Here is a 15,118-nt window from a genome sequence, read left to right as displayed (position 1 = left end):
TTCGTTACGCGTTGCCGTTCTGATTTACGGCAACGAAATCGTCAGCGTGGCCGATTGCGGGCCGAGCTTGACCACTTGCGAATATGGCGCGAGCGTGCGCAATGTTTGATCGCGCAGATAGGTGTTCAGACCGAGATAGGCGAGCAGCCCGACCAGCGCGAACACCGCGCCGATCGACCACAACGGCACCTCGCGCTTGAGCCGGTGAGCGACCTGGTCCGGCAGCGGCCAATGCGGCGCGAACGGGGCGCGCTTGCCCTTCATATGCGCGATTTCATCGCCGATCCGCGCGGTCAGATAGGCGAGCTTCTCCGGCCCTTCGAGCAGATACTTGCCCTGGAAGCCGAGCAGCAGGCACATGTGGAACACTTCGAGCGACTGCAGACGCGCAGCGCCCTGGGCGCGGCACTCCTCCAGATACTGGAAGAACTTCTCGCCCGCCAGTTGCTCGCCGAACAGCACCAGTTGCAGCGGCCGGCGCTCCCATTCAGTGCGAATCTTGAACGTGGACGACAACACCGATTCGTCGATGGCCGCGCAAAACGCAAACTTCGACGCGTAGACGTCTTCCGCCGACGCGTTCAGCTTTTTCGCACCGCGCTCGAAGTCGCCGAGAAACTGCTGGATACGCTGACTGAATTCGTTCGCGTCGCCGGGCTCACGGCCGTTCTTCAACAGAAACAGCATGAAGAAACCGTCGTACAGCAGATCGAGCAGCGAGCGGACCTGGTAGGTCGGCTCGGTCATGGGGGCGGGCGTCGCGGCAGGCGTGCTGCCGCCAAACAGGGAAGGCGCGTAGCTCATGATGTGACGGCGATCAGTTCGAGTTGAAGATCGTTGATGCCCGACGGCGCGTAGATCATTGCCGATTGGGCCTGCAACATGCGGTCATACAATGCGCCGCGCGATTCGCACGAGAAGTAGCATGCGCCCGGCCGAACCGGAATGGCGGGCGGTACCTGCGGCGTGTAAACGAGGCGCACGCCCGGCATGGCCGAGAGCACCAGCTTGTCGACGTCGTCCGGCGCGCCGACCTTGAAGCGCGCGGGTACGGCTTCGACGAGTTCCGCGGTCGGCATGTCCGCGGAGACGGCGATGTAGAACATGGTCTTGTCGTCGATCTTGCCCGAGTCGAGACGGCCGGCATGGAACGACGGACGCACTTCTTCGAGCGCGATCGCGAAGTAACGCGTGGAGATTACGGTTTCGAGCAGATCGCGCAGGATCGTGTCGAGGCGCGCAAAGCCGGGCCCCGGATCGTCATGCCGGTAAGCTGGCAGGTCGGACAGTGCATAGCCCTTCGAAAACGTCATCAACTGGCCGGCCAGACGCAGCAATTCCTGAAACAGACGTTCAGGATGCAGCGCCGAATGCTGATAGAGATGCGCAAGCGAGGCAAACGCGGCGCTCGCGGTGTGCAGCAGCCAGAACGACGCGATGTCGCCCGAACGGAACTCGATGATGTTCTTGGTCGGCTCGCGGTGAAAACCGTACAGCGCGTTGACCTTGGCCTGCAGTGCGTCGATCAGTTGACGCAGGCGTTGATGCAGGATCGGCGACGCGTCGATCGCGAGGCAGGGCGGCACGAACGTGTCGTCGATTTCAAAACCCGAGGTGGCGGTGCGGCGCACGCGTACGAGCGGCACCGACAGCAACTGGTCGCGCGGCTCGCTATGCGCAATGAGTTTGACGCTGGTCTTCAGGAAGGTGATGTCGGCTTCGGCGGCGTCCGTGAAATGATCGGCCACCGGCGTCTGCTCGCTGACATAGCGCGACACGAAGCCCGCGTTGCTGTCTTGAGAATAGTTTGCGCCGGCTTCCCGCAGCGGATGCAGCGCCAGATAAAAGGTGAATTCATTGATGCCGTCGGGCAGCGTGTCGAGCGCGATCGGCGGGGGCAGGTCGTCGGCTTGCGGCGCGGAGTAGAGCGCGCCATCCGGAAACACCAGCGAGAGCTCGCTCACACGCAGCACGTTGCTGCCGAGCGCGTCGCGGTCGAAACGCGCCGAACGCACGCCCCAGTTGTATGGCTGGATCGCCTGAATCGATTCGAACAGGCGCGCCTCATGATAGGCGTCCTGACGCTGAAAATGCTGCGGCCTCAGAAACAGGCCTTCCCCCCAGAGCACTTTTGCCGAATAACTCATCTCAAACCTGTTATATACGTTCAGCGTGTGGCGCGCCCGGAGATAACCGATTCGAACGCCGTATTGTTAATTCTCTAAAAACTGTTAAATCGTATTTGACCGGCATCTTTAACCACAGCTTACCGAAGAAAGCATATTCAACGGCTGGGCGGGCAGTCCCTGTTCAGGTGGGATCACAGTGCCGTTGGTCACCGTCATTGCACAGTTATGCAGGCCGATCATTATGCCGGATTTCTCCGACTTCGCCGGGTCGAAGGCGAATTTCCAACGCTGCATGGCCGGGTCGCGGAATAGAGCGACGATACCGAATGCCTGAGCTTCACGCGAGACTTTTTCGGTAACGACGTAACGTTGACCGGGGATCAGCGTCACTTCGCGCACGCCCAGCAGATCACCGCCGAGTACAGTCTTTTCCTTGGCCGGATCGGTAAAAGCGTCGAATGGCGCCTGCTGGAATGAAGTGGGGTCTTTCAGAACGTAAAGCCGCACGACCAGTGCCAATGGGCGCTGGTCATTGGCGGCATTGAGATTCTGTGCGGCGTATAACGTGAGGCCGACATTACGGGGTGGCTTTTGCGCATCCGGCACGTCGGGCTTGCCGAGGCCGCTCGCCTGCAAAACCGCGTTGGCAGCGGCTCCCAGCGCCGGCACGGCGGCCGCGCAGCCGCCCAGCAGCGCGCCCACGGCGGCACTTGCAATCAATAGCGATGCATAGCGAACAAGACGCGAATTCATATACATCGATCGGCTTGGCGCCGTCCCCCGTCAAAACATCAATAACGAAATCAATCAGGAAAATTTTCAGCAACGCTATGCCGCGTAATGCCGCTTTATGCAAAGCGCATTGCTCTCCGGTACTCGCCTGTTTGTGGCCTCGCGTGCGGAAATTTTTTCCGCTCTCCGCATTACGGCTATTGCACCAGGAAACAATTTCTGCATGTTTCGTTTAAATCATCCACATGCATTTTTTTTTGTGCAATCCTTCTTCACACGAAAGTTGAATTATCGAAAATTGGCCTGTACTATACCCGCGCAGTTGAAGCAAAGCAAAACTCCGGTTTTCCCTTGAATTAAAAAAATCGCACGTCGGTGAAAAACGATGAATGAGCGTCTGTTAGTAAAACTATCTGGGGTAGTGTTGGCATGCGGCGTGATTGCCGGTTGCGCGACACAGGGCAACAACACAGCGACCACACCGGAGGCTTTTAATAAGCAACTCGCGGACGCGGATACCGTCGCCAAGGGCGGTGATCAGGATCGCGCGATCTCGCTTTATCAACAATTGTCAAAATCCGATCCGACCCGTGAAGAGCCGTGGTCGCGTATTGCACAGATCCAGTTCACACAGGGTCATTACGGTCAGGCCATTGTCGCCGCGCAAGAAGCGTTGCAGCGCGACCAGACGGATCGTCAGGCCAAGAGTGTGCTGGCTGTAGCCGGCCTGCGCGTGGCCACGCAATCGCTCGGCGAATTGCGTCAGGACGCGTCGCTCGCGGGTGACGCGAAGTCGGACGCACAAGCGCTCGCCAAGCAGTTGCGCGACACGCTCGGCGAAGCCACGTTGTTCCCGCCTGATCCGAACGACAAGCCCGTCGTGAAGAAGAAGCGCGTTATTCACCGTGTCGTCAAGGGCAAGCCAGCGGATACGCCGGAGGCAACCACCAGCGCCGCGGCTCCGGCCGCTACGCCGGCTGCGGCTCCCGCAGCGCCCGCGCCGGCGCCCGCAGCACCCGCCAAAGCCGCACAAAGCGGCGGCGCGTCCGATCCGTTCAGCGCGCTGCGCTAATCAGGCCTGATTCATCTGCATCCGGGAGCCGACGATGGCGAAGAAAGAAAGTATTCAAAAACGTTTGCAAAAAGTGCGACCGCCACGCGTTCAACTGACGTACGAAGTTGAGCGTGGCGATGCGATCGAGATCAAGGAGCTGCCGTTCGTCGTCGGTGTGGTTGCCGATCTGGCAGGGCAGTCCGAAGTCGAGCAGCCGAAGTTGCGCGATCGCAAGTTCGTCAATATCGACCGCGACAATTTTGACGACGTGATGAAAGCGATCGAACCGCGCGCCGCATTTCAGGTGGAAAACCGCCTGAGCGAGGCCGGCGGCAAATTCGCTGTCGATCTGCGTTTCAAGTCGATGGCCGATTTCAGCCCGGATGAAGTGGTTGCACAGATCGAGCCGCTGCGCCGTCTGCTCGATGCGCGTTCGAAGCTGGCCGACCTGCGCAACAAGCTGGCCGGCAACGACAAGCTCGAAGACCTGCTGAGCGAAGTGCTCAACAACACGCAGCAGTTGCAGACGCTGGCGAAAGATCAGGGCAACGCAGCAGACCAGCACGCCGGCGCGCCGGATCACGACAAGCAGGGCGAATAAGTACGTACGGGGTGTGAGATGAACCAGCAAACGGCAGCAGCCCAACTCGCCAGCGCGCAGAGCGGCACGGAATCCACGCTGCTCGACGAAATCGTCGAGAAAAGCCGCGTGGCCAAATCCGAGTCCGAACACGCGCGTGCGAAAGACCTGATCGGCGAACTCGTACACCAGGTGCTCGACGGCACGGTGGTGATGTCCGACAACCTGTCGGCCACTATCGACGCGCGCGTCGCGGAACTCGACCGCCTGATCTCCGCGCAACTGAGCGCGGTGATGCATGCACCGCAATTCCAGCGCATGGAAAGCACGTGGCGCGGTCTGGACTACCTGTGCAAGGAAAGCAATACCGGCTCGACGGTCAAGATCAAGGCGCTGCACGCGCCGAAGCGCGACCTCGTGCGCGACTTCAAGAACGCCATCGAATTCGATCAAAGCGCGCTCTTCAAGAAGGTTTATGAAGAAGAGTTCGGCACGTTCGGCGGCGCGCCGTTCGGCACGATCATTGGCGACTTCGAAGTGACGCGTCAGCCTGAAGACGTGTACTTCATCGAGCAGATGGCGCACGTCGCGGCCGCGGCGCACGCGCCGTTCATCGCATCGGCGTCGCCTGAACTGATGGGTCTCGAAACGTTTGCCGATCTCGGCAAGCCGCGCGATCTCGGCAAGGTGTTCGATACCGTCGAATACGCAAAGTGGAAGTCGTTCCGCGATTCCGAAGACTCGCGCTATGTCGGCCTGACTTTGCCGCGTTTCCTCGGCCGCCTGCCTTTCAATCCGAAAGACGGTGCGACGGCGGAAGGCTTCAATTTTGTCGAAGACGTAGACGGCACCGATCACAGCAAATACCTGTGGTGTAACGCAGCGTGGGCCTTTGCGGCGCGCCTGACGGCCGCATTCGACGACTTCGGCTGGTGCGCGGCGATTCGCGGCGTGGAAGGCGGCGGTCTGGTGGAAGATCTGCCCACCCACACGTTCAAGACGGACGACGGCGAAGTCGCGCTGAAATGCCCGACGGAAATCGCGATTACCGATCGCCGCGAAAAGGAACTGAGCGACCTCGGCTTCATTCCGCTCGTGCACTGCAAGAACTCGGATTACGCCGCGTTCTTCGCCGCGCAATCGGTGCAGAAGCCCAAGAAATACAGCACCGATAGCGCGAATGCGAACGCCGTGCTCTCCGCGCAGTTGCAGTACATCTTCTCGGTGTCGCGCGTGGCGCACTACCTGAAGGCGATGATGCGCGACAAGATCGGCAGCTTCGCATCGGCGCAGAACGTTGAAGTATTCCTGAACCGTTGGATCTCGCAGTACGTGCTGCTGGACGACAACGCGACCCAGGAGCAGAAAGCGCAGTTTCCGCTGCGCGAGGCATCAATACAGGTCTCGGAGATTCCGGGCAAGCCTGGTGCGTATCGTTCGGTCGCGTTCCTGCGCCCGCACTTTCAACTGGACGAGCTTTCGATCTCTTTGCGGCTTGTCGCTGACCTGCCGAAACCGGCAAATTCATAAACGAAGTCAGAAAGCCCGTGCCGGCCGCACGGGTTAGCTGTTAAAACCACCTCTTTGGGGAGTCGATGAGTTATGAAGGACATCTATTTAAAATTCGGCAATCCGGCGATCAAAGGCGAGTCTGCCGATAAAGATCACGCTGGCTGGATCGAAATCGATTCGTGGAGCCACTCGATTACGCAACCGCGTTCGGCAACCGCTTCGACGGCGGGTGGTCACACGTCCGAGCGTTGCGAGCACGCCGACATGCAGTTCACGAAAGATATCGACGTGGTCAGCCCGCTGATCTATCAACACGCGTCGGGCGGCACGACGTTCGACGAAGTGACGATCGACTTCATGCGTTCGGACGGCGAAGGCAACCGCATCAAGTACCTGGAAGTGAAACTCAAGTACGTGATCATCTCGAGCGCCACGCCGAGCGTGGTGGGCGAAGGCCTGCCGACCGAACAGTTCTCGCTGAAGTACGCTGCCGTGCAGTGGAAGTACACGCAGCAGAAGATCGGCGGCAACCAGGGCGGCAACGCGCAAGGCGCGTGGAGCCTGACGAAGAACGACAAGACGTACGCGGTCTGATGCCGGGGCGCACGCGGCGTGCGGCCTGAAAAGGCCGGCACCCGCGCGTGCCTCGCGTCGAACCGGTTCTTCGGACGCTGATGAAACGCTTCGAACCCAGCTTTCTCGACAAGCTGTTCGACGACGAACCGCATCTGCCGGCTTCCCCGGCGATGCGGCAATTGTCGTTGGATGAGCTGAAGGCCACCGTCGCGCGCGATGTCGAGGCGATCCTGAACACGCGGATCGCCCTGACTGAGCACGAGCTGGCGGCGCTGCCGGAATGTCAGCGCTCGGTGCTCACATACGGTCTGAACGATTTCGCCGGCCTGAGTCTCGCGAGTCACTATGACCGCACGTTTATCTGCAAGTCGATTCAACAGGCAATCGCACGGCATGAGCCGCGTTTGCAGCAGGTGGCGGTTACGCTCGAATTGAACGAACAATCCACCAATGCGCTGAATTTTGCGATTCAGGCCTTGCTGGTTGTGCACCCGGCAGAAGAACCGGTGAGTTTCGATGCAATGCTGCAGCCTTCTACACTGCAATATTCGGTGACGCGCGCACGCGCGAAGCTTTAGTACCTGATTTTGGCGGCTGAGTTTTAGTACCTGCGTTTAAGTGTTTTTAGTACCGCTTTGCCGCCGTTAACGCGCAACGGTGGCATGGATTGGGCGGAGAGGATTCAGGTCCGGGGATATCGATGGAAGAATTGCTGCCGTATTACGAGCGCGAATTATCATTTCTGCGGCGCTATTCGCGCGATTTCGCCGAACGCTATCCGAAGATTGCGGCGCGTCTGGCGATGTCCGGCGAGCACTGCGAAGATCCGCACGTCGAGCGGATGATCGAATCGTTCGCGTTGCTGGGCGCGCGCATCAACAAGAAGCTCGACGACGATTACCCCGAGTTCACGGAAGCGCTGCTGGAAGTGCTGTATCCGCACTACCTGCGGCCGTTTCCGTCGTGCTCGATCGCACAGTTGGGCACCTCGGCTGCGCTCAGTCACCTGACCGAACCGGTGCTGGTCGAGCGCGGTACCGAACTCAAATCGCGCCCGATTCGCGGCGTGCAATGCCGTTTCCGAACCGCGTACGACGTGACGCTGGCGCCGATCCGCATCTCGGAGGCGAAGTACACGTCGGTGGCGATGGCCCCGAGCGCGACCGTCCTGCCGGGCAATGCCACGGCGATCGTGTCGATCACGTTCGAATCGACGGCCGCGCAGCTCGATCTCTCCGCATTGAAAGTCGGCACGTTGCGCACGCATCTGCACGGCGAGCAATCGTTTATCGCGGCGCTGGCGGACTGCCTGTTCGTCAACGCAATGGCCACCTATGTCGAAGCCGACCGCCGCGGCGTGTGGACGCAACTGCGTGAATCGCCCGTCGTACAGGCCGGTTTCGATGAAGACGATGCGCTGATCGACTATCCGGCCAAATCGCATCCGGCCTACCGGTTGCTGACCGAATACTTCGCGTTCCCCGAGAAGTTCAATTTCACCGATTTCGATCTGGCGGCAATGACACGCGCGAGCGGCCGCTGCCAGCGTCTGACGCTGCACGTCGTGCTCAAGGAAGTGCGCAGCGATTCGCACATCGCGCGTTTGCTGGATTCGTTGTCCGCGCATCATTTCCGGTTGTTCTGCACGCCGGTGGTGAACCTGTTCGAACAGCACGGCGAGCCGATCCGCGTCAGCCATCAGGCGGTTTCCTACCCGGTGATCGCCGAGGCGCGTCGTGCATTCGCGTACGAGGTCTATTCGATCGACTCGGTGAAACTCGTCCGGCAGAAGGCGCATGAAGAATCGGTGATCGAATTCCGGCCGTTCTATTCGCTGCATCACGGCGAAGCGGCGCGTGCGGGGCACTACTGGTTCGCGCGGCGTAACGACTGGGTTGCGCAGAAAAGCCCGGGTTACGAGACCGAGATATCGATCGTCGATATCGACTTCGAACCGGCAGCCCCGCAAACCGATACGCTGAGTCTCGATCTGACGTGTACCAATCGCGACTTGCCGGCCGGCCTCGCCGTGGGTCTCGAAGGCGGCGACCTGTTTCTGGAAGGCGGCTCGCTGACCGGCAGCATTTCGATGCTGCGCCGGCCGACGCCGAGCGTGCGTTTCGAACGCGGGCGCGCCTCGCACTGGCGGCTGATTTCGCATCTGGCGTTGAATCATGTGTCGCTTGCCAATAGCGGTCTGTCGGCGCTCAAGGAAATGCTGGTGCTGTACGATTTGCGGCGCACGGCGGTGTCGGCGCGGCATATCGACGGTCTGGTCGGCATCGAGCAGCGCGCAGCGGTGCAGTGGCTGCCGGGCAAGCCGTTCGCGACCTTCGTGCGCGGCATCGAGATTCGTTTGACGATCGACGAAGAGCACTTTGTCGGCACGAGTCTCGCGTCGTTCGTGCGGGTGATCGATACGTTTTTCGGGCTGTACGTGCATCTGAACAGCTTTGTGCAACTGGTCGTCGTGTCGAAGCGCACCGGCGAGGAGATTCTGCGATGCAAACCGCGCAGCGGCGAATCGATCCTGGCGTAGTCGAGCAACTTCTCGACGAACCGCATCGCTTCGAATTTTTTCAGGCGGTGCGGATTCTCGAGAAGTGGTTCGCGCAACAGGCGCCATCGAGCAACGGACGCCCAGGCGAAATCGTCGCGCAGCGGATTGCTTTTCGCAATTCACTGTCGATGTCGTTTCCGCCGAGCGAGATTCACAGCGCGCAGCCGTACGACGATGACGGCGCGGTGCTGAAAGAGAAGCCGCAGCGTACCGCCGCGCTCGAAGCGGGTTCGCTCCACAAGGTCGATATCACGCCGGCATTTTTCGGTTTGCTCGGCGGGCAGGGTGCATTGCCGCTGCATTACACCGAGCAGATCATCGCGCGCGAGCAGATTCAGCGTGACCGGGCCGCGCGTGAATTCTTCGACGTATTTTCGAATCGCGCGACCGCGCTGTTCTACGCGGCGTGGAAGAAATACAGGCTGCCGTTTCATTACGAACTGGATCGCGACGAACGCTATCTGCCGCTGTTGCTCGCGCTGGCCGGCGTCGCCGACGACGACACGCGCAACAGTCTGCAAAGCGGCGACGGCGCGCTGTTCGACGAAGCGATTGCCGGTTACGCGTTGGCCGCACGGCACCGGCCGGTATCAGCAGCCTATTTGCAACGCACGCTGTCCGAGTACTTCAAGGTGCGAGTGCGCGTCGAGCAGTTCGTCGGCAAATGGTATGACGTGCCGCGCGATCAATTGACGGTGCTCGGCGGTGTCAACGCGACGCTCGGCGCCACGGCGCTGGCGGGCGAGCGTGTCTGGCAGCGCGACATGCGCGCGCGGCTCGTGATCGGACCGCTCAACAAAGCCGACTACGAAGCGTTTTTACCTGGCGCCGACCGCGCCGTGGCGCTCGAACGCATGTTGACGCTGCTCGCCGGCGTGACGCTCGAATACGAGATCTCGCTGGTGCTGCGCCGCGCGGAAGTGGGGCCGAGCATGCTGAGCGGCGGCGCGCGCCTGGGCTGGGACGCCTTCCTGTGCACCAAGGCAGCCGACCGCGACCGCGCGGATGCCCGCTACGAATTGCACGTGATTCACTGACCACAACGATAGAAACTGGACCCGGATCGCACGACATGAGCACGTCCCTCAATACCCTGATCGCCAAACTGAATCCGACCTGCCGGCAGGCGGCTTTGCTCGCGGCGAACAACTGTCTCGCGCGCGGTCACTATGAGGTCGACCTCGAGCATCTGTTGCTGGCGCTGCTGGAAGAACCCGCGAGCGACGTCACGCTGGCGCTGCGCGCGAGCCGGGTCGACGCGCATGCTTTGCGCGCGGATGTCGAGCGTGAATTGCAGCGGTTGAAGACCGGCAATACGCGCACGCCGGTGTTTTCGAAGCATCTGATCGACCTGCTCGAACAGGCGTGGCTGATCGCATCGCTCGATTCGCAGATTGGACGGATTCGTTCGGGGCATTTGCTGCTTGCGCTGTTGACGGCGCCGGATCTCGCGCAGTTTGCCGAGCGCATGTCGCCGCTGCTGCGCGATGTACGGGTGACGGATCTGAAGCACAAGTTCGACGAATTGACCGCGGGCTCGCGTGAAATCGAACGGAGCAGCGCTGCGGAGAATGCAGCGGAAGGCGTGAGCGATACAAGCACGGCCGAATCGGCACCCGGTGCGCCTTCCAAAACCCCCGCGCTCGATACGTACACCAGCAATCTCACGCAGCGCGCGCGTGAAGGCAAGATCGATCCGGTGATCGGCCGCGAAGGCGAAATTCGCCAGACCATCGACATCCTGATGCGCCGCCGGCAGAACAATCCGATCATGACGGGCGAGGCGGGCGTCGGTAAGACGGCCGTGGTCGAAGGTCTCGCGCTGCGCATTGCAGCCGACGATGTACCCGCGCCGCTGAAAGGCGTCGCGCTGCATGTGCTCGATATGGGGCTGCTGCAAGCCGGCGCCAGCGTCAAAGGCGAGTTCGAGAACCGCCTGAAGAACGTGATCGACGAGGTGAAGAAGAGCCCGCATCCGATCATTCTGTTTATCGACGAAGCGCATACGATCATCGGCGCCGGTGGCCAGGCCGGGCAAAACGATGCAGCGAATCTGCTGAAGCCGGCTTTGGCGCGCGGCGAATTGCGCACCATCGCGGCGACCACGTGGAGCGAGTACAAGAAGTACTTCGAGAAAGACGCGGCGCTGGCGCGGCGTTTCCAGGTCGTCAAGATCGAAGAGCCGAGCGAGACGCTCGCGGCGGCGATGTTGCGCGGCATGGCCGCGTTGATGGAAAAGCACTTCAATGTCCGCGTGCTGGACGATGCGATCACCGAAGCGGTGCGCCTGTCGCATCGCTACATTAGCGGCCGTCAACTGCCGGACAAGGCGATCAGCGTGCTCGACACCGCTTGCGCCAAAGTTGCGCTCGCCCATAGCTCGACACCGGCCGCGATCGACGACACGAAGAAACGCCTCGAACGCATCGACGCCGAAATCGCCGCGCTGGAGCGCGAAGTGGCGAGCGGCGCGCTGCACGATGAGCGGCTCGCGGAATTGCGCAGTCTGCGCGAAGAGGATGTGAAAGATCTGGCCGAAGATGAGGCGCGCTACGACAAGGAACGCGCACTGGTGACGGAGATCGTCGGCTTGCGTGCGGAAATCGACGCCGCGCGCGTGAGCAGCGCGGACGCCGCGCAGGCCGACAAGGCGCAGCAGGCGCGCGAAACGTTGGCCACGCGCGTGGCGGAATTGCATGCCTTGCAGGGCGGTCAGCCGATGGTCCCGTTGCAGGTTGACGGCCACGTGGTCGCTGAAATCGTCGCTTCATGGACCGGTATTCCGCTCGGCCGCATGATCAAGGACGAAATCCAGACCGTGCTGAATCTGCAGCCGCTGCTGGCCGCTCGCGTGATCGGACAGGACCATGCGCTCGATGCGATCGCACAACGTGTGCGTACCGCCAGCGCGAGTCTCGAAGACCCGAATAAACCGCGTGGCGTGTTCATGTTCGTCGGACCGTCGGGTGTCGGCAAGACCGAAACCGCGCTGGCGCTCGCCGATGTGCTCTACGGCGGCGAACGCAAGATGGTCACGATCAACATGAGCGAGTATCAGGAAGCGCACAGCGTGTCGGGCCTGAAGGGTTCGCCGCCGGGCTACGTCGGTTACGGCGAGGGCGGTGTGCTGACCGAGGCGGTGCGTCGCAATCCGTATTCGGTGGTGCTGCTCGACGAAGTGGAAAAGGCGCACCCCGACGTGCTGGAAATGTTTTTCCAGGTGTTCGACAAAGGCACGATGGACGACGCCGAAGGGCGCGAGATCGATTTCCGCAACACGCTGATCATTTTGACCTCGAACGTCGGCTCGCAGGCGGTGATGCAGGCCTGCCTGAACAAGAGCGCCGAAGAACTGCCGGATGCGGACGAGCTCGCGGAGACGTTGCGCCCGCAGTTGTACAAGACGTTCAAGCCGGCGTTTCTCGGCCGTCTGAAAGTGGTGCCGTACTATCCGATTTCCGACGACGTGCTCGCCGAAATCATCGAACTGAAGCTGGAGCGGATTCGCCGCCGCATCGAGTCGAATCACAAGGCCGTGTTCGAGTGGGACGAGTCGCTGGTCGATGCAGTGCTCGCGCGCTGTACCGAAGTGGACTCGGGTGCGCGCAATGTCGACCACATTCTGAACGGCACATTGTTGCCCGAAGTCGCGCAGCAGGTGCTGGAGCGCATCGCCAACGGCACCACGATCGAACGCATCGCAGTGCGCGCGAGCGAAGCGGGCGAGTTCGAATACACGGTTGCGTGAACAGGCAAGTCCCCGCCTGCTTGCCAATCTGTTTTAATGCCGTACCGGACACTTATTGCTTTCTGTCATGCCGACTAATCTGAACACGCTGCTGGCCCCGATCAGCGAAACCTCGCCTTGCGGCGAAGACCTGCTGTTTTCAGCGGATTTCGACGCGATCCAGCACGCGCGTCGATTCGAAGACCCGTCGCTGGATCAGGGCGAATGGGTCACGGATATCAAAGAGGCGGACTGGCCATTCGTGGTCGAACGTTCCAGCAGCCTGCTGCAGACGCAGACGAAAGACTTGCGCCTCGCTGTCTGGCTCACCGAGGCGCTTGCCATTGAAGAGGGCGTGACCGGTCTCACGCAAGGGTATGCGCTGTTGACGGGGCTGTGCGAAAAGTACTGGGATTACGTGCATCCGCTGCCGGAAGGCGATGACACCGAGTATCGCCTCGGCAACGTCGCGTGGCTGGTCGGCCGCACCGGCGATCTGCTGCGGGCCATGCCGCTCACGTCGTCGCAAGGCAACTCGTACAGCACGATCGATTGGGACGTGGCCACGCATGTCGCGCAAGCGGTCAAGCGCGATCCGGATCACGCCGACGATATCGCGCGCGGCAAGCCTTCCATCGAGCAGATCGAGGCGTCGAAACGCGCCACGCCGCCGGCGTTCTATTCGACGCTGCTGGTCGATCTGAAAGCGTTCGAAGCGGCGATGCTCGCGCTCGAACAGGAACTGGACCAGCGTGCTCCCGATTCGGCGCCGAGTTTCCGGCAGGCGAAAGATGGGTATGAAGGCGTCTACCGGTTGGCGGAACGCTTTGCACGCGAACTGGGCGTAAGCGCTGAAGCGTCGCCGCCAAAAGCGCCGAATCCGGTTGAGCACGAACGCGCCGAGCCTACCTTCAAGACTTCACCGCAACGCGAGGAACCCGTGTTGACGACCAGCCAGACTATCCCGAGCGCTCCGGTTGCAGGAATTCAGAGCCGTGCGCAGGCCGTCGCGCAATTGCGCGCAGTGGCCAAATTCTTCCACAGCACCGAGCCGCACAATCCGGCTGCGTACTTCGCCGAGAAGGCGGCGGAGTGCGCGGATATGCCTTTGCATCAGTGGCTTTCCTCGGTAGTGAAGGACGATGGCTCGCTCGCGCATATTCGCGAGTTGCTGGGCGTGAAGCCTGACGAAAAGAGCTAAAACTTCCATCGTGCAAACAGAAAAGCCTGGCATCGACGATCGGTGCCAGGCTTTTTTTTGATCACGCTACGGTCAGGTCAGGCAAGCAACGACTCAGGACCCTGCACGAAACTCGATACGCCGGTTACGCGCCCGCCCATCGGTCGTGTCGTTCGACGCGATCGGCTGATCCGGACCCACGCCCGTCGTGGTCATCTGCTCGGGCGGGATGCCCTTGGCGACCAGATAACCCTTCACTGCATCCGCACGCGCCTGGCTCAGCGCGATGTTCGAGGTGCGATTGCCCGAGTTGTCGGTATGGCCGATGATCGCCACCGTCTTCGTCTGCATCTTCGACAACACGGCCGCCATCTGATCGAGAATCGCGCGGCCTTGCGGCGTGAGCGTCGCGCTACCGGTCTCGAACTCGATCGTGCGATTCGCCAGCGTCTGGTCGAGCACGCCCTGTTCGGACGCACTCACGCGAAGGCCGTTCTTGATCGTGTAGGTCGGATTCAGTGCGTTCGCCATATCGCTTGCGAGCTGCTGACGCTGCGATTCGTTGTGCACTTCACCCTTCACGTCGATCTGCGTGCCGTCGATCTTCAACTGGCCCTTGCTGATCTGCTTCAATTGCGGGCCGATCAGCTTTTGCACGTTGGCGGACCAGTTCGGCGGCGTCGCGACGTCGGCGACTTCGATCTGATCGACCACGTTGGACGCACCGTAGGTGTCTCGCAGACGCGCCAGCACGGCGGCCTTGGTCGCTTCATCCGGCACCTTGCCGCCCACGACGACCTGGCCCGGCATGGCATTGGCGGGCGGCGGCGATGCGCTGATCGCACCGGTGCCGGCGCCCGTGGTGCCGCTGGCGAGCCCGGCCGTGCTGACCGCAGGGCCGCCTGCATTGCCCGGCTGCGCCGAAGGCAGAACCGTCGTGCGAATCGCCATGCCGCTGTTGTCGACCGGCGTGACGCGTGCCGGGCCGTCATTGTCCGCATGGGCGAGCGTGCCGATCAGAAGACCGGCCAGCAGCGAGGCCATGCGCGTGTGTTTGCTCAACATCGT

Annotated in this window: 13 protein-coding genes; 9 read left to right on the top strand and 4 right to left on the bottom strand. The window is 61.4% G+C overall.

The window, feature by feature from the left end:
* Positions 1-24: 24 nt before the first annotated feature.
* The 3 genes from icmH to tssJ all read right to left on the bottom strand — a co-directional run bounded on the left by icmH (position 25) and on the right by tssJ (position 2,882).
* A complete protein-coding gene (gene icmH, locus ACOSV0_RS31345) occupies positions 25-804 on the bottom strand; it encodes a type IVB secretion system protein IcmH/DotU (protein WP_434111225.1) in 780 nt (259 codons plus the stop codon).
* Positions 801-2,147, bottom strand: coding sequence for a type VI secretion system baseplate subunit TssK (tssK, locus tag ACOSV0_RS31340; protein WP_408230263.1), 1,347 nt, complete (start codon positions 2,145-2,147; stop codon positions 801-803). The genes icmH and tssK overlap by 4 nt, the downstream gene beginning before the upstream one ends.
* 108 nt (positions 2,148-2,255) lie before the next feature.
* Complete coding sequence (gene tssJ, locus ACOSV0_RS31335; protein ID WP_434111223.1) at positions 2,256-2,882, bottom strand: type VI secretion system lipoprotein TssJ; 627 nt, start codon at positions 2,880-2,882, stop codon at positions 2,256-2,258.
* A gap of 364 nt (positions 2,883-3,246) precedes the next feature.
* Here tssJ and ACOSV0_RS31330 point away from each other — a divergent pair, with 364 nt between their 5' ends.
* The 9 genes from ACOSV0_RS31330 (at position 3,247) to tssA (ending at position 14,071) form a co-directional block, all read left to right on the top strand.
* Complete coding sequence (locus ACOSV0_RS31330; RefSeq protein WP_434111222.1) at positions 3,247-3,933, top strand: tetratricopeptide repeat protein; 687 nt, start codon at positions 3,247-3,249, stop codon at positions 3,931-3,933.
* Between the two features lie 34 nt (positions 3,934-3,967).
* The gene (gene tssB, locus ACOSV0_RS31325) at positions 3,968-4,516 is read left to right on the top strand and encodes a type VI secretion system contractile sheath small subunit (RefSeq protein WP_434111220.1); all 549 of its coding nucleotides are present in this window, start codon (positions 3,968-3,970) and stop codon (positions 4,514-4,516) included.
* A gap of 18 nt (positions 4,517-4,534) precedes the next feature.
* Positions 4,535-6,025 (top strand): type VI secretion system contractile sheath large subunit, encoded by a 1,491-nt coding sequence (tssC, locus tag ACOSV0_RS31320; RefSeq protein WP_434111219.1) that lies wholly within the window; start codon positions 4,535-4,537, stop codon positions 6,023-6,025.
* A 72-nt stretch (positions 6,026-6,097) separates the two neighbouring features.
* Complete coding sequence (locus ACOSV0_RS31315; protein WP_054036475.1) at positions 6,098-6,601, top strand: Hcp family type VI secretion system effector; 504 nt, start codon at positions 6,098-6,100, stop codon at positions 6,599-6,601.
* Between the two features lie 80 nt (positions 6,602-6,681).
* A complete protein-coding gene (tssE, locus tag ACOSV0_RS31310; RefSeq protein ID WP_054036473.1) occupies positions 6,682-7,161 on the top strand; it encodes a type VI secretion system baseplate subunit TssE in 480 nt (159 codons plus the stop codon).
* 122 nt (positions 7,162-7,283) lie between these two features.
* Entirely contained in the window at positions 7,284-9,122 is a 1,839-nt protein-coding gene (gene tssF, locus ACOSV0_RS31305) for a type VI secretion system baseplate subunit TssF (RefSeq protein WP_434111216.1), read from the top strand.
* Positions 9,086-10,180, top strand: coding sequence for a type VI secretion system baseplate subunit TssG (tssG, locus tag ACOSV0_RS31300; RefSeq protein WP_434111214.1), 1,095 nt, complete (start codon positions 9,086-9,088; stop codon positions 10,178-10,180). Before tssF ends, tssG begins: the two co-directional genes overlap by 37 nt.
* A 35-nt stretch (positions 10,181-10,215) precedes the next feature.
* The gene (gene tssH / locus ACOSV0_RS31295; protein ID WP_434111213.1) at positions 10,216-12,891 is read left to right on the top strand and encodes a type VI secretion system ATPase TssH; all 2,676 of its coding nucleotides are present in this window, start codon (positions 10,216-10,218) and stop codon (positions 12,889-12,891) included.
* 67 nt (positions 12,892-12,958) lie between these two features.
* Positions 12,959-14,071: a type VI secretion system protein TssA gene (gene tssA, locus ACOSV0_RS31290; RefSeq protein WP_434111212.1), complete on the top strand. Its 1,113-nt coding sequence runs from the start codon at positions 12,959-12,961 to the stop codon at positions 14,069-14,071.
* 93 nt (positions 14,072-14,164) lie between these two features.
* Here the strand turns inward: tssA and ACOSV0_RS31285 are convergent, their stop codons facing one another.
* Positions 14,165-15,115, bottom strand: a complete 951-nt coding sequence (locus ACOSV0_RS31285) for an OmpA family protein (protein ID WP_434111209.1) — start codon at positions 15,113-15,115, stop codon at positions 14,165-14,167.
* Positions 15,116-15,118: the final 3 nt, after the last annotated feature.

This window comes from Paraburkholderia caffeinilytica, from assembly GCF_051027425.1.
Lineage (GTDB): Bacteria > Pseudomonadota > Gammaproteobacteria > Burkholderiales > Burkholderiaceae > Paraburkholderia > Paraburkholderia caffeinilytica_A.
Note: the sequence above shows the minus strand (reverse complement) of the source record. Positions and strands in the feature narration are given on the sequence as shown.